The sequence below is a fragment of the Actinomadura rubteroloni genome, from assembly GCF_002911665.1.
GTDB classification, from domain to species: Bacteria; Actinomycetota; Actinomycetes; order Streptosporangiales; family Streptosporangiaceae; genus Spirillospora; species Spirillospora rubteroloni.
In genome coordinates this window covers 1,410,513-1,431,331 of sequence record NZ_MTBP01000002.1, presented here as the reverse complement: position 1 = coordinate 1,431,331, position 20,819 = coordinate 1,410,513, and the positions used below count along the sequence as shown (strand labels likewise).

13 protein-coding genes, 1 pseudogene and 2 CRISPR repeat arrays are annotated in these 20,819 nt (G+C 70.6%); of the genes and pseudogenes, 4 read left to right on the top strand and 10 right to left on the bottom strand.

Features of this window, described 5'->3' with window-relative positions; all coding sequences use genetic code 11:
• Nucleotides 1-264: 264 nt before the first annotated feature.
• Together BTM25_RS18205 and BTM25_RS18200 are read right to left on the bottom strand one after the other, a co-directional pair.
• Nucleotides 265-846: a hypothetical protein gene (locus BTM25_RS18205; protein ID WP_146059076.1), complete on the bottom strand. Its 582-nt coding sequence runs from the start codon at nt 844-846 to the stop codon at nt 265-267.
• Nucleotides 847-1,042: 196 nt separating this feature from the next.
• Nucleotides 1,043-1,618, bottom strand: coding sequence for a TetR/AcrR family transcriptional regulator (locus BTM25_RS18200; protein WP_103564050.1), 576 nt, complete (start codon nt 1,616-1,618; stop codon nt 1,043-1,045).
• Nucleotides 1,619-1,707: 89 nt separating this feature from the next.
• Between BTM25_RS18200 and BTM25_RS18195 the strand changes: the two genes are divergently transcribed.
• The gene (locus BTM25_RS18195; protein WP_103564049.1) at nt 1,708-3,144 is read left to right on the top strand and encodes an MFS transporter; all 1,437 of its coding nucleotides are present in this window, start codon (nt 1,708-1,710) and stop codon (nt 3,142-3,144) included.
• A gap of 217 nt (nt 3,145-3,361) precedes the next feature.
• Here the strand turns inward: BTM25_RS18195 and BTM25_RS30380 are convergent.
• Nucleotides 3,362-3,541 (bottom strand): annotated as a pseudogene (locus BTM25_RS30380) (helix-turn-helix domain-containing protein); the annotation flags it as partial.
• Nucleotides 3,542-3,960: 419 nt separating this feature from the next.
• Complete coding sequence (locus BTM25_RS18185; RefSeq protein WP_146059075.1) at nt 3,961-4,371, bottom strand: hypothetical protein; 411 nt, start codon at nt 4,369-4,371, stop codon at nt 3,961-3,963.
• Nucleotides 4,372-4,529: 158 nt separating this feature from the next.
• On the opposite strand from BTM25_RS18185, the gene BTM25_RS18180 reads away from it, so the two are divergent.
• Both BTM25_RS18180 and BTM25_RS18175 read left to right on the top strand, forming a co-directional pair.
• Nucleotides 4,530-5,408 (top strand): helix-turn-helix domain-containing protein, encoded by an 879-nt coding sequence (locus BTM25_RS18180; RefSeq protein WP_103564046.1) that lies wholly within the window; start codon nt 4,530-4,532, stop codon nt 5,406-5,408.
• Nucleotides 5,356-5,550: a DUF397 domain-containing protein gene (locus tag BTM25_RS18175; RefSeq protein WP_103564045.1), complete on the top strand. Its 195-nt coding sequence runs from the start codon at nt 5,356-5,358 to the stop codon at nt 5,548-5,550. Before BTM25_RS18180 ends, BTM25_RS18175 begins: the two co-directional genes overlap by 53 nt.
• 170 nt (nt 5,551-5,720) lie before the next feature.
• Nucleotides 5,721-7,145: direct repeats of the CRISPR family, unit length 37 nt; unit sequence CCTCCAACGGTGACCGGCCCTTTCTGGCCGGTGCGAC.
• Nucleotides 7,146-7,291: 146 nt separating this feature from the next.
• Here the strand turns inward: BTM25_RS18175 and csb2 are convergent.
• The 6 genes from csb2 to BTM25_RS18145 all read right to left on the bottom strand — a co-directional run bounded on the left by csb2 (nt 7,292) and on the right by BTM25_RS18145 (nt 18,267).
• Nucleotides 7,292-8,779, bottom strand: a complete 1,488-nt coding sequence (csb2, locus tag BTM25_RS18170) for a type I-G CRISPR-associated protein Csb2 (protein WP_103564044.1) — start codon at nt 8,777-8,779, stop codon at nt 7,292-7,294.
• Nucleotides 8,780-8,785: 6 nt separating this feature from the next.
• The gene (gene cas7g, locus BTM25_RS18165) at nt 8,786-9,760 is read right to left on the bottom strand and encodes a type I-G CRISPR-associated RAMP protein Csb1/Cas7g (protein WP_205648140.1); all 975 of its coding nucleotides are present in this window, start codon (nt 9,758-9,760) and stop codon (nt 8,786-8,788) included.
• Between the two features lie 2 nt (nt 9,761-9,762).
• Nucleotides 9,763-12,084 carry a type I-G CRISPR-associated protein Cas8g1/Csx17 gene (gene cas8g1 / locus BTM25_RS30375; protein ID WP_268877675.1) on the bottom strand — a complete coding sequence of 774 codons (2,322 nt, stop codon included), beginning with the start codon at nt 12,082-12,084 and terminating at the stop codon, nt 9,763-9,765.
• Nucleotides 12,081-14,561 carry a type I-G CRISPR-associated helicase/endonuclease Cas3g gene (cas3g, locus tag BTM25_RS18155; RefSeq protein ID WP_103564042.1) on the bottom strand — a complete coding sequence of 827 codons (2,481 nt, stop codon included), beginning with the start codon at nt 14,559-14,561 and terminating at the stop codon, nt 12,081-12,083. The genes cas8g1 and cas3g overlap by 4 nt, the downstream gene beginning before the upstream one ends.
• 377 nt (nt 14,562-14,938) lie before the next feature.
• Nucleotides 14,939-15,932: direct repeats of the CRISPR family, unit length 37 nt; unit sequence GTCGCACCGGCCGCACCAGGCCGGTCACCGTTGGAGG.
• A gap of 371 nt (nt 15,933-16,303) precedes the next feature.
• Nucleotides 16,304-17,605, bottom strand: coding sequence for a sensor histidine kinase (locus BTM25_RS18150; protein ID WP_103564041.1), 1,302 nt, complete (start codon nt 17,603-17,605; stop codon nt 16,304-16,306).
• Between the two features lie 8 nt (nt 17,606-17,613).
• Nucleotides 17,614-18,267, bottom strand: a complete 654-nt coding sequence (locus BTM25_RS18145) for a response regulator transcription factor (RefSeq protein WP_103564715.1) — start codon at nt 18,265-18,267, stop codon at nt 17,614-17,616.
• Between the two features lie 263 nt (nt 18,268-18,530).
• Here BTM25_RS18145 and BTM25_RS18140 point away from each other — a divergent pair, with 263 nt between their 5' ends.
• Nucleotides 18,531-20,552, top strand: coding sequence for an ABC transporter ATP-binding protein (locus BTM25_RS18140; protein ID WP_235828466.1), 2,022 nt, complete (start codon nt 18,531-18,533; stop codon nt 20,550-20,552).
• The last annotated feature ends 267 nt before the right edge of the window (nt 20,553-20,819 follow it).

Genomic DNA, 20,819 nt, shown 5'->3' with positions numbered 1-20,819 from the left:
CCCGGCAGGACCGGCCGGGACGAGCCTCCCGGCCGGTCCTGCCGGAACTCCGCGCCGACACCTGAGCCGCAGCGCGGACGTCCGGGCGGAGTGCCCCGGGGGACGGGTCCCGGGGCGGGAGAGACCGCGCAGCGAAACGGCGCTCGCCCCGGGACCGGCCGCAGAGCGAACCGTCCGGTGGGCGGAGGTCCCTGTGCGGGCGCGGTCGGCGGGTGAGCGCCGCAGTCCCGGGCCGAGTGCGAACCCGGCCCGGGACCGACGAGGTCAGCCCTGCGGAACCTGGGCGCCGGGCGGGACCACCAGGAGCGGACGGCACGCCTTCTCGGCGGTCTTGAACTGCTCCGACTTGGGGTCGATGCCGGACTTCGACGGGTCCAGCTCCAGGTCGCCCTTGGCGTTCGGGTCCGGGAAGTTCGAGACGCCCTTGTCCCGCATGCACTTGGAGTACTTGATCTGGTCGTTGCGGTACTTGCTCATGTCCGGCCGCGACTTCTGGCCGGGCTTGAGCGCCGAGCATGCCTTTTCGGCGGCCTGGAAAACGGGCGACTTGCCGTCCACCGCGTCGGGGCCGGGCGTGCCGACCGAGTTGCCGTTGGCGTCCAGGTCGGGGAATCCGGTGACGCCGTGCTCGCGCATGCACTTGGAGAACTCGATCGGGTCGGCCTTCTTGGCGGGCGTGGCCGACGCGTTGGTCCCCGTCTTGGATCCGGCCACCCCCTTGCCCGAGTCGTCGCCGCCGCACGCGCTCGCGAACAGCGCGATGGCCACGCATCCGGTGGCCAGGAAAGCGGACCCGCGCAGCCGCAGTGCTTTCTTCTTGCCGGTGGAGCTACGACCATCTTCCATCTCTTGCCTCCGCAGATCGCTGACTCTCTTATCGGCGAAACTACGGGAGGAGGGGTTTCGGAAAGGTCTCACCCACAACCACCTGCGCGACCGTCCCACTCACACCCATCCGGCCGCCTTCGCCCGCTTTTACGAAACCCGTCCGCCCCAGGCAGCCCGGTCGGGTGACCGGTGACCGCACCGCGGGCCGAAGAGATCAGGGCTGCGCCAGGAGCCGGTCGACGAGCCCGGCGATGTAGTCCGGGGTGAGCGGGCCCGCGCCGAACAGGACGCGGATGTACATCGGGGCCATGAGGTGGTCCAGGACGTCCAGCCCGTCGGGTGGACGCTCGCCACGGTCGGCGGCGCGGTCGAGCATGCCCTGGACGAGCCCGGCGCGTTCGGCGAGGAAGTCGTCACGCGCCTGGAGGCCCCGTTCGCCCCGGTTGGACAGGGCGACGACCAGGCGCAGCACCGCCAGGCCCTCGGGTCCCGTGATCTCGCGCGCCACCTGGGCCGCGTAGGCGTGCAGGTCGCCGGCCAGGGTCCCGGTGTCGGGCATCGGCGACCGGGCCTTCAGCCGCGTGAGCGCCACGTCGGTGAGCAGGGCCTCCAGGGTGCCCCACCGGCGGTAGACGCTGGTGTCGGCCACGCCCGCGCGGGCTGCGACGTCACCGACCGTGAATTCGCCGTAGCCGCGCTCGCCGACCAGGTCCGTGACGGCCTGGTGTACCGCCGCGCGGACGCGTGCGCTGCGTCCGCCGGGCCGCCGGACCGGTTCTCGCTCTCCCATGGCGTCACCTTATCGCAGTCATCAGTTGCGTTTAGACATCCGATCGGCTAGCGTCCCTAAAGCAGTGACGGACTGCTTTAGGAGGAACGATGAAGCCTGCATCGCCCGTGACCGTGCCGAACCGGGCGGCGTTGCTCACGGTGACCTGCCTGGGGCAGTTCATGGTGCTGCTCGACAACACGATCGTCGGCGCGGCGCTGCCCGACATGCAGGAGCGGCTGCACACCCGGCTGACCGGACTGCAATGGATCGTCGACGCGTACGTGCTGCTGGTCGCCATGCTGCTGCTGTCCGGCGGCGTCTTCGCCGACCGCTTCGGCCGCAAGAAGATGTTCCTGGCCGGCGTCGTCGTGTTCACCGCCGCGTCCGTCCTGTGCTCCGCCGCGCCCTCGATCGGCTGGCTGATCACCGGACGGGTGGTGCAGGGCATCGGGGCCGCGGCGCTGAGCCCCGCCTCGCTGGCCCTGCTCGCCGCCGCGTACCCGGTCGCGCAGGAGCGGGTCAAAGCGATCGGGCTGTGGGCCGGACTCAGCGGAATCGGGCTGGCCGCCGGACCCCTGGCCGGCGGCGTCCTGGTGGAGGCGTTCGGCTGGCCCGCCATCTTCCTCGTCAACGTGCCCGTCGGCGCGGTCCTGCTGGTCGTCGGCCTGCGGGTGCTGGGCGAGTCCCGCAACCCGAACGCTCCGGCGATCGACGTGCCGGGAACCGTCCTGTCCGTCCTCGGCGTGGGGTCGTTCACCTACGCGCTGATCGAGGGCGGCTCCCGAGGCTGGACCGCACCGGTGATCCTCGGCGGTTTCGCCGCCGGAGCCGTGGCCCTCGCCGTCTTCATGGTCGTCGAAGCGCGGGTTCCGGCGCCGATGCTGCCCGTGCGGCTCTTCCGGCAACGGCTGTTCGCGGTGTCCAACACGGCGATGATCGTGGTCGGGTTCGCGCTCATGGGCTCGTCGTTCTTCTTCTCCCAGTTCTTCGTCTACGTCCAGGGCACCTCGATCCTGCGCGCCGGGGTGCAGACCCTGCCCGCCACGCTCGCGATGGTCGTCGTGAGCCCGTTCGCGGGCCGGTTCGCCGCCCGGTACGGCTTCCGGATCATGGTCACCCTCGGCCTGGCGCCGGCCGGGCTGGGCCTGCTGGCCCTGGGTTTCGTGCACGCCGACACCGGCTACGCGAACGTGTGGTGGCGGCTGGCCGTCGTCGGCAGCGGGTTCGCGCTGGCCATGTCCCCGCTGACCGGCGCCGCGATCCAGTCGGTCGGTCCGCAGGAGGGCGGCCTGGCCTCGGGCGTCAGCAGCACCACCCGGCAGATCGGCGCGGTCCTCGGCGTGGCGGTGCTCGGGGCCGTCGTCCGCACCCGGCAGTCCGGCGGCGCCTCGTTCGAGCAGGGACTCGACAGCGCCTTCGTCGTGGCGGGCATCGTCACCCTGGCCACGGCCGTGTTCACCGGCCTGTGGCTGATCAAGAGCACGGAACCGGCACGGCCGACGAGTCCGGCCCCGTGTGTTCGTGAGAACACCGCGAGCCGATGAGGGGATCACCCTCGGCGCGCGAGAGCAGCGCCCGAGCCGGACGGGCGGCTCGGGCGCTGTCGGGTGTTCAGTCGCGGTCGGTGCGGATGGCCTTGATGGCGGCGCTGGGGTCGCCGTTGAAGTAGTCGCGGATGACGCTGTCCAGGACGGCGCGGGCGCGGGGGCTCGGTCCGGGCTCGGGGTCGGTGGTGGTGTGCGCGGCGGCGTTACCGATCTGGAGGAGGCGGTGGATCTCCGAGGCGTGGTAGCGGCGGTGGCCGGACGGCAGGGTGACGGGGTTCAGCGTCCCGGTCCGCGCCCAGCGGGTGACGGTCTTGGGATCGACGCGGAAGAAGTTCGCGACTTCGGCCGGGGTGTAGAGGGTCGGCTGCTGCGGCTCTTCGGGCTTCTTGGTCATGGTCGTCAGGTTCCGGTTCTCGATGGGTGTTGTTGTGGATGGCTGGTGCCTGTGCGGGCTTTGGCAGGGCGGGTCACCGGTCGGGTCCGGCGGACCGCCCTCCCCGAACGGTCCGTCTCGCCCCGGCGTTCACCACTGGCCGCAAGACCCGCGCGGTGCGCTCATCGCCGCGATCGTCCGGCCGACTGCTCCCACCACGGGTCGTACGACCCGTACGACCCGCGCGGCGGTTGCCCGTACGGCAGTTCCCCCTGGGCCGGGAGCGGTGCCGGGCGTTGCGCCGGAAGCGGCGCCGGCGCCGGACGCTGCGGGTAGGCGGGACGCTGTTGCGGCTCGTCGCGTGCCTGTTCGCGCTGCCGCAGTCCTGCGGCCGAGTGCCTGCCGGGATTGCGGCGGCGTCGATGCGGCCACATCGCCGATCACATCCGGGCCTGCTCGCCAGCCTGCTGATCGGCCTGCTCATCGGCCTGCGCGTCGGCCTTGCCCTTCAGCCACGCGAGCGCGGCAGTGACACCCGCGCCGCCGGACGCGTCGGCGATCCACACGCCGCCGTCGCCGTCGCCATCGCCGTAGAGCCAGGGGCGATCGGAGTCCTCGGCGCGGGGCGCGCAGAACACCCGCGCGGGAGCCCGACCGGGACGGTCCAGACGCACGTAGTGATTCTGGCCGCCGTCCACGGACGTGACCTCGGTCGTCATCCGGTGGGCGTCGTGCGCGGCCTGGTCCAGCACCCCCAACCGCACCATCGCCATATCGGTCGTCAGTCGGCGAGGGCGACCATTTCGGGCGCTGTCGCCCGCGCCGCCGTCACAAGGCTTTTCGAGGCTCATGGGATGCCCTTTCCTGCGTTCGGTGAAGTGCCCACGAGTCTGTGACGGACGGCATAGGCTCGGCTACAAAGCAGCCTTGAGCATCGGGCAAGGCACGCACGGTCCCCTCCGACTTGCGGTTCCCTTGCCGAAGACGTCCCCCGGGAGGTGTCCGCCAGATGGCGCGCCGTACGTCCCCGCCCATATATCCGCACGATCTGCCCACGCTGTACGCGCAGCAGCTCCGCGGAAGACGGACCGCGGCGGGCCTTTCGATGGACGCCCTCGCCGCCGCGATGGGCTACACCGGTACGTGGATCTGGCAGGTCGAGACGGGCGCCGAGCGGCCCTCGTTCAAGTTCGCCGAAGACTGCGATACCTACTGGAACACCGATCGCCTATTTCGGGACATTCAGGAGGCGATGGAGCGTCCCGGACCCGTACGGACCGTGCCGGGGTTTGCGGAATACTCCCAGCACGAGGTGCGGGCGGCGCTCATCCGCAGTTACGAAGCGCTGATGATCGCCGGGATCCTCCAGACCGAGGACTTCATCCGCGCCATCTACACGTCAGAGCAGCGCACGGCGGCGGAGATCGAGACCCGGGTGGTGCAGCGCATGGAGCGCCAGGCGCGGGTGCTGGGCAGGGATGACCCGCCCCGGCTCTGGATCGTCCACGAGGAACGCGCGCTCCGTGCGATGGTCGCCCCGCCCGATGTGATGCGGGCGCAGTGGGCCTACCTGCTGGAAATGTGCCAGCGGCCCAAAGTTCACATCCAGGTAGTGCCCGAGAACATCGGCTACCACGAAGGACTCGCGGGATCGTTCACGACACTCACGGGACCTTCCGATGCCGCCTACATAGAGTCGGGCGGCTACGGCTCCTACATTCAGGACCCGCAGGCGGTAGCCTCCTTTTCCGAACGGTTCGAGCTGGTCAGGAATGTAGCCCTGACGACCTCGGCGAGCATCGACCTGATCACGTCCCTGATGGAGAGCAGCTACGATGACCGACTCAACGCGCGCCAGGTGGCGCAAGTCGTCCCACAGCAGCGCTGACGGCGGGCAGTGCGTGGAAGTTGCGGACCTGTTTCCGGTGGTCGGCGTCCGTGACTCAAAGGACCCCGAAGGTCCGCGCCTGTCCCTCGGCCGCGCCGAGTTCGCCGCGCTGATTCACGCCCTCCGCAACGACACCGTCTAACCCGACCATCTCCCAAGCCCTCCCAAGGAGAGACGGGACAGAGACCGGCGTGTTCGTGTCCTGTCCACGATCAAAGAAGCCGTGCCGGCCGCCCACCCGTGGACGACCGGCACGGCTTCTCACTAGTAGACCGACGCAGCCAGGGCGTCAGTGGCGAAGCGCCCTTGCTCGCCCCAACGGTGACCGGACCGGTTCGGCCGGTGCGACTCGACGCCTCGGCGATCCTCGCGCTGCCGTCGCCGTACCTCCAACGGTGACCGGCCCTCTCCGGCCGGTGCGACCGCACTCCAGGGCGGCTATCCGGTCGTGGTCGACGCCCTCCAACGGTGACCGGCCCTTTCTGGCCGGTGCGACAGAGGCATTCGGGGGTGATGCGTAATACAGACTGCCTCCAACGGTGACCGGCCCTTTCTGGCCGGTGCGACCCGGTAGTCGGGCGCGCGGGCGCCGCGATCGGACTTCCCCCTCCAACGGTGACCGGCCCTTTCTGGCCGGTGCGACCCTCCAAAGCCGTGCGCTGCCGCACCCCGAACCCGCCGCCTCCAACGGTGACCGGCCCTTTCTGGCCGGTGCGACGGTGGAGGTCGAGCACGACGCAGATGTCGTTCGCGACCCTCCAACGGTGACCGGCCCTTTCTGGCCGGTGCGACCCCGGAGCGGCACGCCAAGGCGTGGGACGCCAAGGTCCTCCAACGGTGACCGGCCCTTTCTGGCCGGTGCGACCAGGGGACCACGGTCATCGCATCGTGGACCGAGACCCTCCAACGGTGACCGGCCCTTTCTGGCCGGTGCGACGCGATCCACGCGGCGTCGGCCTCCGCCTTCCCGACCTCCAACGGTGACCGGCCCTTTCTGGCCGGTGCGACCGCGGCCTACCACCACGGCGGGATCGATGGCGAGCCTCCAACGGTGACCGGCCCTTTCTGGCCGGTGCGACGGACGCGCTCGCGCGCCGTGCCCTCGGCGCACTGGACCCTCCAACGGTGACCGGCCCTTTCTGGCCGGTGCGACCTCTTCCGTCGTGATCGCGGTCTTGACGGCCTCGGCCCTCCAACGGTGACCGGCCCTTTCTGGCCGGTGCGACTCGTCGCGCCAGCCCCGGCAGACCCAGGCCAGCACCCTCCAACGGTGACCGGCCCTTTCTGGCCGGTGCGACCCGCTGTCCGAGGCAGCCTGCATCGCGATGTGGGCCCCTCCAACGGTGACCGGCCCTTTCTGGCCGGTGCGACCAGTCCCCGAAGGTGGCGCGGCTGGTCTTGTCATCCCTCCAACGGTGACCGGCCCTTTCTGGCCGGTGCGACTGCCGAACATCCTCACCGTCCGCGCCTCGGTGAAGAGCCTCCAACGGTGACCGGCCCTTTCTGGCCGGTGCGACGGGCGCGTGCGGAGGGGCGAGTGTCAGCCACGGGGACTCCCTCCAACGGTGACCGGCCCTTTCTGGCCGGTGCGACGCGGTAGCCCCCGGGCGCCCGCGCGCGAGATACACCCTCCAACGGTGACCGGCCCTTTCTGGCCGGTGCGACGCCCACCGCACCGTCAGGCTCGCCGCCTTCGAGCTCCTCCAACGGTGACCGGCCCTTTCTGGCCGGTGCGACGCCGCGCGAACTGCGGTTACTACTGGGAGTGGCTGAGGGAGTGCTCGGTTGTTGTCCAGTTTGTCCAGTCGAGTGTTGCAACGTGCTTCGGAACCTCCCGGTGATTCTGTGGGTGCTTGGGGTTCCGAAGTCGGTGGGTGGTCGGGTCATGGCGGGGTGGGTTGGAAGAGGCCGAGGCCGAAGTGGGTGTTGGCGCCGAGGTGGAGGGGGCCGGGGACGGGGGCTGTGAAGTCGAGGCGCAGGCCGTAGAGCGGACGGTGGTTGCGTGGCTGCTGGCGGGTGGGGCGGTGGCGGCGGTAGCGGCTCCAGTCGTGGGCGGGCAGGACGGTGATGGTGACGGGCGTCGCAATGTTGCGGTGGGCGAGTTCGCGGTGGATCTCGTTGATGAGATGGGTGTCGGCTGGGATGCGGGCCGGTGCCCAGCGTTGGAGCAGGACGGGGGTGCGGGTGGTCCAACTGGTGGACGTGGCGGTCAGGTCATGGGGGAGAGCGTCCTTGTTGCCGTAAGCGGTGATGCGGACGTGTAGGTCGCGTGGTCCTTTGACGTTCGGGCCGACTCCGAGAGCGGTGTTGGCGAGCTGGTCGAGGGCGGCGAGTTCTTGGTCGGTGAGGCCGCCGGGTGCCCAGATGACGAGTTCGTCGATCGTGTCCTGGTCGCCGAGGGCGAGGTAGTGGGCGTGCTGGTGGCCGGTGAGGGGCTGGTCGTTCTCGTCGCGTCCGACGAGGTTGCTGGGACGGGTGCGGGGGCCGGCGACCTGGTCGAGGGCCTTGAGGCTGGCCGCGCGCAGCAGGTCGGTGACGATCACGGTGTCGGTGACGCGGGGGAGAGGCGTGCCGTGTAGCGCGAACCGGACGGTCGTGACGTTCGACGTGCTGTCGCCGCGAGCCTGAGCGAGTGCCGTTCGAGTACCAGATGTTGACGCTCTGTCCCGCAAGGGTGTCGTCACGGCGGGCCGCCGAGGGCGGGACGCGGCGGGGGACGGGACGGCGTACTCGATGAGCCCGCTGCCCGGCGGGTAGACGAGCCGAGCCTTGCGGACGCTGGCGGTGTCGGTGATGAGCGCTTCCAGGTCGAGCGGGAGTTCCGGCGCCAGAAGGGGGACCCGTTCCATTCCCGGCGCGAGTTCATCGCTGATGAGAGGCGTCGCTACGGCGAAGTCGGGTGTGGGCGCCCAGCCGGGGGACGCGAGGCCGGCTGCGCAAATGCTGTCGGCACGGCCGAGGTAGGGCAGCGAGGCCGCGAGTTTGGCGAGCGCCTCGGTCTGCTTCGCGTTGAGGTCGCCGGGCCACCGGACGCGGATGGTGGCGTCGCCGCCGAGAGAGGCGAAGGCGTCGAGACCGAGGTTCGCGTCGGCGGCGCCGGTGCGGTGCTTGGTGCTGGGCAGGTAGTGCCGGCTGTGGGCTACCTGGTACGGCGGCAGGAAGTAGTCGGGCGGGACGGCGAGCTGGGTGAGAAGGCTGTGAACGACGTCGGCTTTCAGATCGGGGATGCGGAGTTTCCACACCGAGTACAGGGCGCGCAGGATCCGCCAGGGCGAAGGTGGAAGTTCGACGAGGCCTTCGTTGACGTAGTGGCCCCAGGGGGTGGCGTGGTAACGCTTCCAGGGGAAGTGGACGGCGAGCGTGACGGGCATGACGGGTCAGGCCGCCTTCCACGCGACCGGCAGCGGCCCGCCGACGCCGAACACGTCGGGGTCGGCGGCGCGGCAGGCGGAGATGAGGCCGGTGATCCGGTCCGTCAGGTCGGCGAGGGTGGGCAGTTCCTCGGGGAGGTCGCCGACGGGGTCGAGATCGCATGCGGTCCGCAGGCGCAGCCCGCCGGTGAGCAGGGACCGGATCTCCCACAGTGCGATCGCGGTGAGCAGGTCGGTGACGTCGTCGCCGAGGCCGTAGGAGCTCAGCAGCTCGACGTCGACGGTGAACATCGCGGTGATCGTCCGGGCGGTCCACTCCACGCGGTGGAACGGGATGGAGCCGTAGCCTTCTTTCGTGCCGCCGCCGGTGCCGTTCTTGTCGAGCTGGTGGCGGACGTGGTCGGACTTGCGTCCGCCGCTCACGGCCTGCCGGACGTCATACGCCTCGATCACCGCCGACACCGCGCGGGCGAACCGCGGCTGCCCGAACCACTCCTTCTGGTTGAAGAACACGCCGTGCAGGAGTGCGAACGGGTCCAGGGCCAGCAGGGCGCGGGCCATCGCGGTGCGGTCGAGGGGCGTGTCCTTGGCCAGATGCAGCCGTTCGGCGATGACCTTGAGCATCTTGGTCCCGTCCAACTCGGCCTCGCGGACGAACGCCGACGCCAGCCGGTGGGCCTCCAGGCGGCTCGACGTCAGGAACGCCTCAGGGTCGCCCGCGCGGTGGACGCGCACATAGGGAAGGCCGCTGAACACCGGGTGCTGGTCGCGGGCCGCCTCGTCCCAGGCGGCGCCCTCCAGCCGGTTGGCCATCGACTGCACCGACTCCACCAGCAGGCATTCCTGCAGCTCACCGGTGTCGGTGTAACGGGTGAACGTCGCCGGGCCGAGGTCGGGGAACCCGGTCGGCTGGAACGTCGAGCCCAGCGCGGGACGCAGATCGACGCTGAAACGGATGCGGTGCGGATTCGTCGGGGTCACGATCAGGCTCCTTGACGAGACGGGAGTTGGGAGGGCACAACACAGACCGCCCGCACGGCGCGGGCACGGTCGGCGGCGGAGACGCGCAGCAACAGGGCGGCGGCGAGCCGGGCGCCGTCGATGCGCATCGGTGAGGTCGGATCGTCGGCCGCCGCCAGATCCGTGCGCCTCAACACGGGCAGGAACCCGTTCAGTCGCAGGCGCAGCAGGACGTCGGACGCGACCGGGCCGAGCCCGTAGGCGCCGAGCTTGCTGATCCATTCGGGCCGGGCGCGCGGCGCGGTGCTGGTCGCGTCGTTCGGGCGAAGGTCGTGTCCGGCCGGGGCGTCGTCGGGACGGTTCCCTTCGGAACGGGTCGGCGGGGCGGCGGGCTGCGGACGGCTGGCGCGGTCGTGTGACCTCGCGTCGCCGGAGAAGAAGGGCACAAGGGCGGCCAAAGCGGGGTGCAGCGGCCGCCCTCGGCTCGGCGGCGCGTGGGCGTGGGTGCGGTCCAGGCAGCCCAGCGCCAGCAGCCCGTTGAGGTAGTCGGTGATGCGCCGGTTGTCCAGCCTGTCGAGCGCGAAGTCCTCGACCAGGTCGAGAGGGATCGGTTGCCCGGACGGGAACGGCCCGTCGGCTTCGACGGGGTGCGCCGGACCGTCCGCGTGGTCGGGGTCGCCAGCGAAGGTCATCCGGATGCGGTGGGCTTGCAGCAGTGCCTGGATCAGAGTGCTGGGGGCGAGGTCCATCCGGGTGAGGGATCGGTCGGTCCAGACCGTCCGCGTCCGGCGATCGGGACCGGTCCGCCGTTGGACGCGAGTGAGCAGCGCCCGCACGGACCGGTCGCTCGCCGCGCGCGGTGCCTCGCCGGAGCGCTCGGGCGCGGGGTCGTGGAGTGAGGCGATTCCGGCGGCGATCCACAGTTCCGGGTCGTCGGGCAGCGCCATGAGCCAGTCGACGCGGTCGCGGGGTCGGTACGGCGGAATCTGGTCGCGCAGCGTCCCTGATCGTGCGACCGCGTTGTGCAACTGCCCGAAGAGGATGAGGAACCGGCGCAGGGCTTCGGCTCCGTGACCGGCGGCGATGTCGCAGATCGCGGCGTCGGTGCGGCGGGCCAGGCTCGCCACCCCGGCAGGAAGAGCAAGACGGTGCAGGCGGCGGAGCCACTCATATGGTTCGCGGAGCCTTGCGATGGCTGGATCGTCGCGGACCGTGAACCGTCCGGCCTGAACAGCCAATGGGACTTTCCCGAACCGGGAGGCGATCACGAACCGGCGGAACGCCGACAGACCGCGATCGGTGCCCAGCGAGGCGATGGCGAGCGCGAACTCCAGGCCGTCGCGGGCAGGACGGCCGTTCCACTGGACCCGGCCCTCACCGATCAGGTATTCGATCTCCCGGAGACCGGCCGGACGCTCCCAAAATGGCACCCACTGCTCCCCCTTCACCCCCTCGCCAGACGCAGTGGAGTACCCGACCGCCGAGGTGCGTGCGGCGAACGGCAACGCGCCGGCGCTGGTGGAAGCGCGGTTGCGACGGGTCACCGCCGAGGCGAACAGCAACGTTCCCTCAAGGGTGAGGATCTGGCTCCACGGGTTGGCGAAGCCGGTGTCGTCGTGCTTCTCTCCGGGCGTGGACAGCACTCCGCCGGCCCGTCCCGGGTCGAATTGGCCCACGGTGCCGCGCAGGTACGGCACGTCCTCGCGGCCGAACAGCGCCGCCTCGGCGAACGCCGCCGACGACTTCGGAGCGGCATTCGGTCCGGCGACCATCGCCAGCCGCTGCAAGAACGTCGCCGACAGGTCCTGGCGGCCGAGGTTGCCACCTGTGCCGGTCAGCGGGTTGAACTGCACGTCGCCGGTGGTCAGCACGACCGCCGCGTCCACCCATGCAAGAGCCTTGTCGGGGAAGGCGTTCCGGCACATCCGCACGACGTCGGCCTTGCGGTCGGACGCCCACAGCGACCCGCCCTCGAAACCTCGCTCCCGGGCCTGCGCCACCACCTGGTCGGCGGCGCCGATCGTCGCTCGCAGTTCCGCAAAACGCGGCTCGGCGGTGGTGCGGAATGCCTGCACGGCCTTCTCGGCGGCGGCGCTCTTGCCGTTGCCGGCGAATCCCGAGCCGCTGTTCCACGGCGACACGATCGGCGTGGGCGCGTACTCGCGCACCAGCCACTCCACGATCCGCTCGGACGTGAGCACCGTCGTCAATGCCGGAACGTCCCCGATCCACCGCAACCGCGCCGACGGATCGGCCTGGGACGCCACCACCCGCAACACGCCCAGCGCCTGCAGATACCCGCCCAGCGATACCGCCGTGCACCCGCGCAACGACAGCTCGTTCACCACGTCCCCTCCCGATAAGCCTTGCTGACGCGCCAGTCGGCGATCCGCACCAGCGACTCCAGCCAGGCCAGCCGGAACGGCCCCAGATCCGGACGGTCCCGCAACCGCAGCGCCCGCTCGGTCCACGACGCGGACCACCCGGTCTCGGCCGAAGCAGGGCCGGATGCCGACCCGTCCGGTCCGGTTGCGCTCCGCGTTGCGCCGACCCGTACCGCTTCCAGCGACAACGCCAGCGCCGGGATCCGGCGGCCGTCCGGCAGCAGCACCGGCAACGTCTCGTCGCCGTCGGCGATCCCGAGGACCCGGCCGTCCTCTCCGGGGCGGGAGCGGATCGATACCCGCACCTTCCCGTGGTGCGCGGCGACCAGGTAGGCGATCAGATCGGCTTCGTCTTCACCGTCCAGCACCCGGCATTCGGGATGGAGCAGCATCAGCGCACCGGCCAGGTCATGCCGGGGGATCCGTTCGCGCGGGCCGCGCCGCTCGTTCGGTGCGGGTTCGGGTGGAGGGCCGGGCGACTTCGCCCACACCGTGCCCGCCAGCCCGGGTCGCTCATCGGGTGGCACCGAATCGAGGAGGACGTCCTGGAATCCGGGGAGTGCTTTCCCGAGATCGTGGTAGCGAGCCGCTGCCCGCACCGCATCTAGGGTCCCGTCGGACAATCCGTTCGTGAAGTTCGCGCATTTGGCGATCAGCTTTGCGCTTTCCCGCTCGGTATCGCTCAGGTGGTCGGTCAGCGACACTTTCCTTCGGGCGTTGAAGGACTGCTCATCGGACCCGGCCGTGTCCGACACGGTGATCTCCACGGGATCGACCGCAGTCCGCGATTTGGGCGACCACCCCGTTTCCGGCAGGTAGCCGCCGTCTGCTGCGTCCGCCACAAGTACTGCACCGGGGACGACGTCGTCCCGGCCGCACCGCCGCCATTCCGACCCGGCCCGCTCGTAGGTCCACAATGTCCGTCCGGCCTGCACCAAGCGGCGCGCTTCGCCGACCGGGGCCGGGCAGAGTTCCGCCCGAGAGGGGAACGGCATCCGCTTTTCAGGCCTATCGCCGTCGTGTCCGGGCTCGCGTCCGTCCAGCGTCCGCCACGCCACCAGGACCGTGGCGTCGTCGCCGTCGCGGATCCACGGTCCGACGTCGATGTCGGCACCCGACAGGTCCGGCGCCGTGTCGAAAAGCTGCAAGAGATCCCGGCGCCGCAGCACCGAATACACCGGCCGGATCGAGGACACTTTGACGGCCTGCAACTCCAGGGTCGTCAACGACCGGCCCTCCAACTCCGCCAGAGCCTCGGCCGAAGCATGCAGGTCGGCCTCCTCGTAGGGCGCCGCGCTCATCTTGGGCGGCGCACACCACACCACATCGGCGCCGTCCGGGTACTCGCCCGCCCGATTGCACCGGCCTGCGCGCTGGACCACCGAACTCCACGGCGCCACCTCGGTCACGAGCGTCCGCGAAGAGATGTCCACCCCGGCTTCCAACGCCTGCGTGGCCACCACGATCCGTCCCTGCGGCGGCAACGGCTCGGCGACCGCGTCCCCCAGGGCCTGGCGTTCAGTCCCTCGGAACTGCGAATGCACCAGCAGCCGTCCAACGTCCGGCGCGGCACGGGCGACCGCCGCGTACACCGCACGCGCCCGCTCGACGGTGTTGACGAACACCAACGTCTGCGTGGCGGGCCGGTGCCGGTCCACCGCCGCCTGGGCTAGCGCCCGCGCGTAAGCCACCGGGTCGTCGGGCAATGCCAAGCGCGTGAACGTACGCGACGCGTTCATCCGCACGCCCAACGGCCCCGCCAAGTCCTCCGCCGTCAAGCCCACCGACCGCAGCGTGCCCGGCGACACGGCATGATCGGGCGTCGCCAGCTCCGCGAGGTTCAACGTCGCCGACATCCACATCGTCGCCGTCCGGCCCGATGCGCCCAACGAATCACGAAGACCCTGCAACTGCGCGGTCGTCGCCAACGCCGGCCCCAACAGCTGGGTCTCGTCCACGACCCACTGCACCCCCACATGCAGCAACGAGAACGACACCGGCCACCGCGAACGCGGCTCCCCGTAACCGCGCATCAGCGCCCGCGACAACAACATGTCCTGCGTACCCACCAAGATCGCCGGAGCGGACGGATCCAACTGCCACAGATCGTCGTCACGATCGACCCCGCCCATCAGGACGTGGACCCGCACCTGCTCGGCCAGCCCGAGACGATCCAGCCAGCCACCGATCTCCCCGACCGCCTGATCCACCAGCGTCCGCATCGGCAGCACATACACCAACCGGCGAAACTCCTGATCAACCCCGGTCTCCACCGACCGCCACAGCCACGGCAGCACCGCAGCCGCCGTCTTCCCCGCCCCAGTCGCAACCCCGAGCACGTCCGGAAACCCGGATTCGGCGACGACCCGCTGATACGGATACGGCCCATCACCACCTCCGAACGCACGACGGACAAAAGCGGCAAAATCCTCAGTCATTGCCTAAGTCCCCGTTCCTTGACCGCTGCCGACACCCTGCCACCCGCCACCGACAATTCTTCGAGGTCCCGAAGGTTGGCCGGAACTGACCACCCAATGAGATTGGATAAAACTAATAATCCCGACAAAACAAACAAAATGTGCAACTCTCGGCTGGGTCGGTCGCGACGATCGCGAGCGCATCGGATAGCGTCCGGTGCCAGTCCGCGAAAGCCCCAGCGGGCTGTCGGTGGCGTCAGCCGGCTCGGTTCGGAACCCCGAGCACCCATAAAATCGCCGGGAGGTTCCGAGGTGCATCAGTGCACTCAACGGGACAATATGGACAACAATCGAGTCCGCTTTCAAAGACCCTCGGCAATAACCGCAGGTCACGCGGCGTCGCACCGGCCGCACCAGGCCGGTCACCGTTGGAGGTGTGCGCGGTCTACGAAGGCACGAACGAGGAAGTCGTCGCACCGGCCGCACCAGGCCGGTCACCGTTGGAGGCCGACCTGGCCAGCGCTGCGACGGCCCGCACGAACGTCGCACCGGCCGCACCAGGCCGGTCACCGTTGGAGGTCGCGCACCGCGACGCGCTGGACGAGATCGCCCGGGTCGCACCGGCCGCACCAGGCCGGTCACCGTTGGAGGCCCTGATGACACCGGGCGTCGCCCGGCACGGCGACGCGTCGCACCGGCCGCACCAGGCCGGTCACCGTTGGAGGTTGCAGAAGCCGCCGCACGCTACGTCGTCGATCATCTGGTCGCACCGGCCGCACCAGGCCGGTCACCGTTGGAGGTGATGATGGGATTGTGCGCCCATACCGCAATGGCCCACGTCGCACCGGCCGCACCAGGCCGGTCACCGTTGAAGGGCGATGGCGCAAGCGCCACCCTTGACAGAACCGTCCGGGTCGCACCGGCCGCACCAGGCCGGTCACCGTTGGAGGTTTCGCGGCCGGATGGCTGGCGGGGCGCGGCGAAGTCGCACCGGCCGCACCAGGCCGGTCACCGTTGGAGGGCCCAGCCGATGAACGCGGCGTCTTCGGCGGCGCGCTGGTCGCACCGGCCGCACCAGGCCGGTCACCGTTGGAGGTCCATCGCCTCGTCGGCCAGCGCCCGGGACTTGGTCGTCGCACCGGCCGCACCAGGCCGGTCACCGTTGGAGGCACGCCCGGCGGGCCTGGGTGGACAGGTCCTTGATCCGCGTCGCACCGGCCGAACCAGGCCGGTCACCGTTGGAGGATGTCGGGCGAGGACGAGGCTCCCACCACCGCGCAGGTCGTCGCACCGGCCGCACCAGGCTGGTCACCGTTGGAGGGCCGGGCCAGGGGCGGGTGGCGGCCAGGTCGCAGGTCGCACCGGCCGAACCATGCCGGTCACCGTTGGAGGGGCGGCCGAACGTGGACGTGGTGGGCGTACGTTGGCGGTCGCACCGGCCTAACCAGGGCCGGTCACCGTTGGAGGGCCAACGCGCCGAAGCGGACGCAGCGCACCGAGGGCTGTCGCACCGGCCGAACCAGGCCGGTCACCGTTGGAGGACGTCACCCACACGCCGCACCGCACGGGCTGCGGGAGGTCGCACCGGCCGCAGCGGGCCGGTCACCGGTGGAGGGTTGGGCGAACTGTTTGGGCCGAGCCACATCGCCCGGATCGCGCCGGCCGCAGTGGCCTTGGCGGCGCGCAGCTGTTCTCGCGGGTGGTGCCGCTGACCGCGCGTGTGCGGAACGCCTCGCGTGGCTGGGTGGCGTTCGCTGAGTGGGTCAGGTTGTGGCGGGGGTGGGGGTGCGGTGGGGGGCTGGGTGCGGTGGGGCTGGGACGGGTGGGAAGGTCACTGTGATCGTCAGGCCGCCGGTCGGGCCGGGGACGGTCGTGATGGCCGCGTCGTGGGCTTGGGCGATTGCCTGGACGATCGAGAGGCCTAGGCCCAGGCCGTCGCGGCGGGCCGTGCGGGTGTCGTTGAGGCGCTGGAACGGTTGGAAGAGGCGTTCCACCTCGTCCGCCGGGACGTCGGGGCCGGTGTTGGACACGGTGACGTGGGCGTTGCCCGATGGGTCGGTGCCTGTTGTTATGTGCAGGCGGCCGTCGGGGATGTTGTGGCGCAGCGCGTTGTCCACAAGGTTCGTGATCAGGCGTTCGGCCAGGCCCGCGTTTCCTGCGGTGGGGGCGCCGTTCAGGTCGGCGTGGACGGTGACGTGGCGGTAGTTCGCCTCGTCCGCCCGGCTGGACAGGACGTTCCGGGCGATCGCCGCCAGGTCGAGGGGGCGGCGGGTGTCGATGCCCGTCTGGCCGCGCGCCAGCGTCAGCAGCGCCTCGATCAGGCGTTCCTGGTGGGAGCCGGCGGCGAGGATCCGTTCGTGGGCCTCGCGCAGGCTCTCCAAAGACGGGTCCGGGTCGGACAGGGCCAACTGGCCCAGGGTGCGTTGGCGTGCCAACGGGGTGCGCAGTTCGTGGGACGCGTTCGCCACGAACTGCTGCTGCGCGTGGAACGAACTCTCCAGGCGGGCCAGCAGGCTGTCGAAGGTGTCGCCGAGGGTCTTCAGCTCGTCCGACGGGCCCGTGAAGCCCAGGCGTTCGTGCAGGTTGTTCGCCGAGATGTGCCGGACGGTCGTCGTGATCGTCCGCAGCCGGTGCAGGATGCGGCCCGCGATGATCCAGCCGAGCAGGATCGAGATCACCGTCATCAGCGCCAGCGCGACGCCCGACTGGACGAGCAACTGGTGCATGATCGCCTCGCGCTGCGCCTTCGCCATCTCGCCCATCAGCACGAAGTTCCCGCCGTCCCGGTCGCCCGGGGACGACTTGGGCAGCGGCGGCGGGGGAGCCGACGACGGCAGCGGCGGCTGAGACGTCGCGGGCGGGGCATGCGGCGCGGGCTGCCCGATGTGCCCAGACGCGGCCCCGTTCTTCGTGGCCTGCGCGACGAGCACGTACGTCACCGCGAGCAGCGCCAGGCTGGACAGCAGGAACAGCGCCCCGTAGACCAGGGTGAGGCGCAGCCGGACGGTCCGGCGGGGGAGCCGCAGCCCCCCGGCCCGCCGGACGAGACGGTCGTTCACGGACATCGCGGGCCTCAGATCCGGTAGCCGCTCTTGGACACGGTCTGGATGATCGGCGGATCGCCGAGCTTGGCGCGCAGCCGGCTCACCGTGATCTTCACGGCGTTGGTGAACGGGTCGGCGGCCTCGTCCCACACGCGCTCCAGCAGCTCCTCCGCCGAGACGGTGCGGCCCTCGGACGTCACCAGCAGCTCCAGCACGCCGAACTCCTTCGGGGTCAGGCCGAGCGGACGGTCGGCGCGCCACGCGTTCCGCCGCGCCGTGTCCACCACCAGGTCGTGGCGGCGGACGACCGGCGGGACGGCCGGGTGGGCCCGCCGCGCGAGCGCCCCGATCCGGGCGATGAGGACAGGGAAGTCGAACGGTTTGGAAAGGTAGTCGTCCGCGCCGAGACTGAGGCCGTCCACCAGGTCCTCGCTGGTGCCCGCCGCCGTGAGCATGAGGATCCGCGCCCGGCAGCCGCCCGCGATCAGCTCCGCGCACACCTGGTCGCCGTGCATGCCCGGAAGGTCCCGGTCGAGCACGATGACGTCGTAGTCGTTGGTGCAGGCGCGCTCGTGGCCGTCGAGGCCGTCGAACGCGACGTCCACCGCCATCTGTGACCGCCGCAGCCCGACCGCCACCGCGCCGGCCATCTCCTCGTCGTCCTCGATCACCAGGACCCGCACCGCACCCCGCTCCTCGACGTCCGCCGTCCGGCCGATCACTAACGGTAGTCGACACCGCCGACGGAATTACAAGATCGGTTAATGATGATGCGCCACCAGCGGTTTCGCCGGGGTTTCAGCGGCCGGGCTCGTCCAAGTGCAGGGCCTATCCGGTTGGACGGTGGCCAGGACGACCGAAAAAAGCAACGCTGTTCCCGTCGATCCGCGAATTCAGGAGGTGACCCTGCATGATCGGTGGCCCCGGGCCGGTGATGATGCGCGGCATGGGTCCAGGGGACCCCGTGACCCGGCAGCAGATCAAGCCGGGGACGACCCGGCGGGTCCTCCCCTATGCGAGGCCCTACCGGACGAGCATCGCCTTTCTGTTAATGATGACGGCGGCGAGCGCGACGATCACCGTCGTCACGCCGCTGCTGTTCAAGTACCTGATCGACGACGGCATCGCCAAGCGCGACACGTCGATGGTCGTGTGGATCTCGGTCGCGACGGCCGTCCTCGCGGTGCTGGCCGCGCTCGTCGGGTACGCCGAGAGCTTCTTCTCCGCGCGGATCAGCGAGGGCCTCGTCTACGAACTCCGGACGACGGTGTTCGACCACGTCCAGCGGCAGCCGCTCGCGTTCTTCACCCGCGCGCAGACCGGGTCGCTGGTGAGCCGGCTGAACACCGACGTCGTGTCGGCGCAGCAGGCGCTGAGCCAGCTCCTGTCCACCGTGGTGTCCAGCATCCTGACGCTCGTCCTGGTGCTCATCACCATGTTCTATCTGTCGTGGACCATCACGCTGATCTCGCTGGTCGTGCTGCCGCTGTTCATCCTCCCGGGCAAGCTCGTCGGCAAGCGGCTCCAGCGCCTCATGCGCGAGGCGATGCAGCTCAACGCCGAGATGGGCTCGCTGATGAACGAGCGCTTCAACGTGACGGGCGCGATGCTGGCCAAGCTGTACGGCCGTCCGGACCAGGAGGCGGGGATGTTCTCCCGGCTCGCCGGACGCGTCCGCGACATCGGCGTCGTGACGTTCGTGCAGGGCCGCGTACTGTTCCTGTCGGTGGCGCTGCTCAGCTCGCTCGCGACGGCCGTCGTGTACGGCGTCGGCGGCGGGCTCGTCATCCACGGCGCGTTCGAGATCGGCACGCTCGTCGCGCTCGCGACGCTGCTCACCCGGCTGTTCGGCCCGATCAACATGCTGTCCAACGCGCAGTCGAACATCCTGAGCGCGCTCGTCAGCTTCGACCGGCTGTTCGAGATCCTGGACCTGAAGCCGCTGGTCGCCGAGCGGTCCGACGCCGTCGCGCTGCCCGCGGCGGCCGACGGCACCGCCCCGGAGATCGAGTTCGACCACGTCTCGTTCCGCTACCCGGCGGCGGCGGACGTGTCGCTGGCGTCGCTGGAGTCGATCGCGCTGCCGATGCCCGAGCGCGCCGAGAACGCCTGGACGCTGCGCGAGATCAGCTTCACCGCCCCGGCGGGCACGCTCACCGCGCTCGTCGGGCCGTCCGGCGCGGGCAAGACGACGATCACGCACCTCGTCCCGCGCCTGTACGACCCGGGGGAGGGGACGGTCCGGATCGGCGGACGCGACGTCCGCGACCTCACCACCGCGTCCCTGCGCGACACCATCGGCATGGTCACCCAGGACGCGCACCTCTTCCACGAGACGCTGCGGTCCAACCTGCTGTACGCGCGGCCCGACGCCACCGAGGACGAGATCATCGAGGCGTGCAAGGCCGCGCAGATCTGGGACCTCATCACGGCGCTGCCCGACGGCCTGGACACGGTCGTCGGCGAGCGCGGCTACCGCTTCTCCGGCGGTGAGAAGCAGCGCCTCGCGATGGCGCGGCTGCTGCTGAAGGCGCCGCCGGTCGTCGTGCTGGACGAGGCCACCGCGCATCTGGACTCCGAGTCCGAGGCGGCGATCCAGCGGGCGCTGAAGACGGCGCTGGCGGGCCGGACGTCACTGGTCATCGCGCACCGGCTGTCCACCGTCCGCGACGCCGACCAGATCCTCGTCCTGGACCAGGGGCAGATCCGCGAGCGCGGCACGCACGACGAGCTGCTCGAACTCGACGGGCTGTACGCCGAGCTGTACCGGACGCAGTTCGCCACGCAGGGCCGCAGCAACGGCTCGCGGCCGGTGCCCGAGCCCGTCGGCGGCCCCGGCCCGCGTCCGGGCGGCCCGGGTCCGATGCCGGGCGGCCGCGGCGGACCCGGCGGCCCCGGCCCGATGCCCGGTCCGGGCGGCCCGCGCCTGATGGGCCCGCCGCCGGGCGGCGGTCCCGCCCCGTTCTGAGCGCACGATCCGAAGGCCCGCGGGCGTGTTCCGCGGGCCTTCGCACGTTCCCGGGACGAACCACCACTCACCGGACGTAATGCCGTCCTTTCTCGGCCGTAAAAGCCGACGATTTCCAGGAAATGCCCGCGGGTCCGGGAGGCGTCCGCGCGGCCCGTCCCCGCTGAAACCTTCCAGAAACCGGCCCTCCCGTAGAAAGAGGCCACACCAGTAATCAGGCAGGTAGCGGAGGCACGCCGTGAATGGCAGCACCAGCCGAATCCCCGG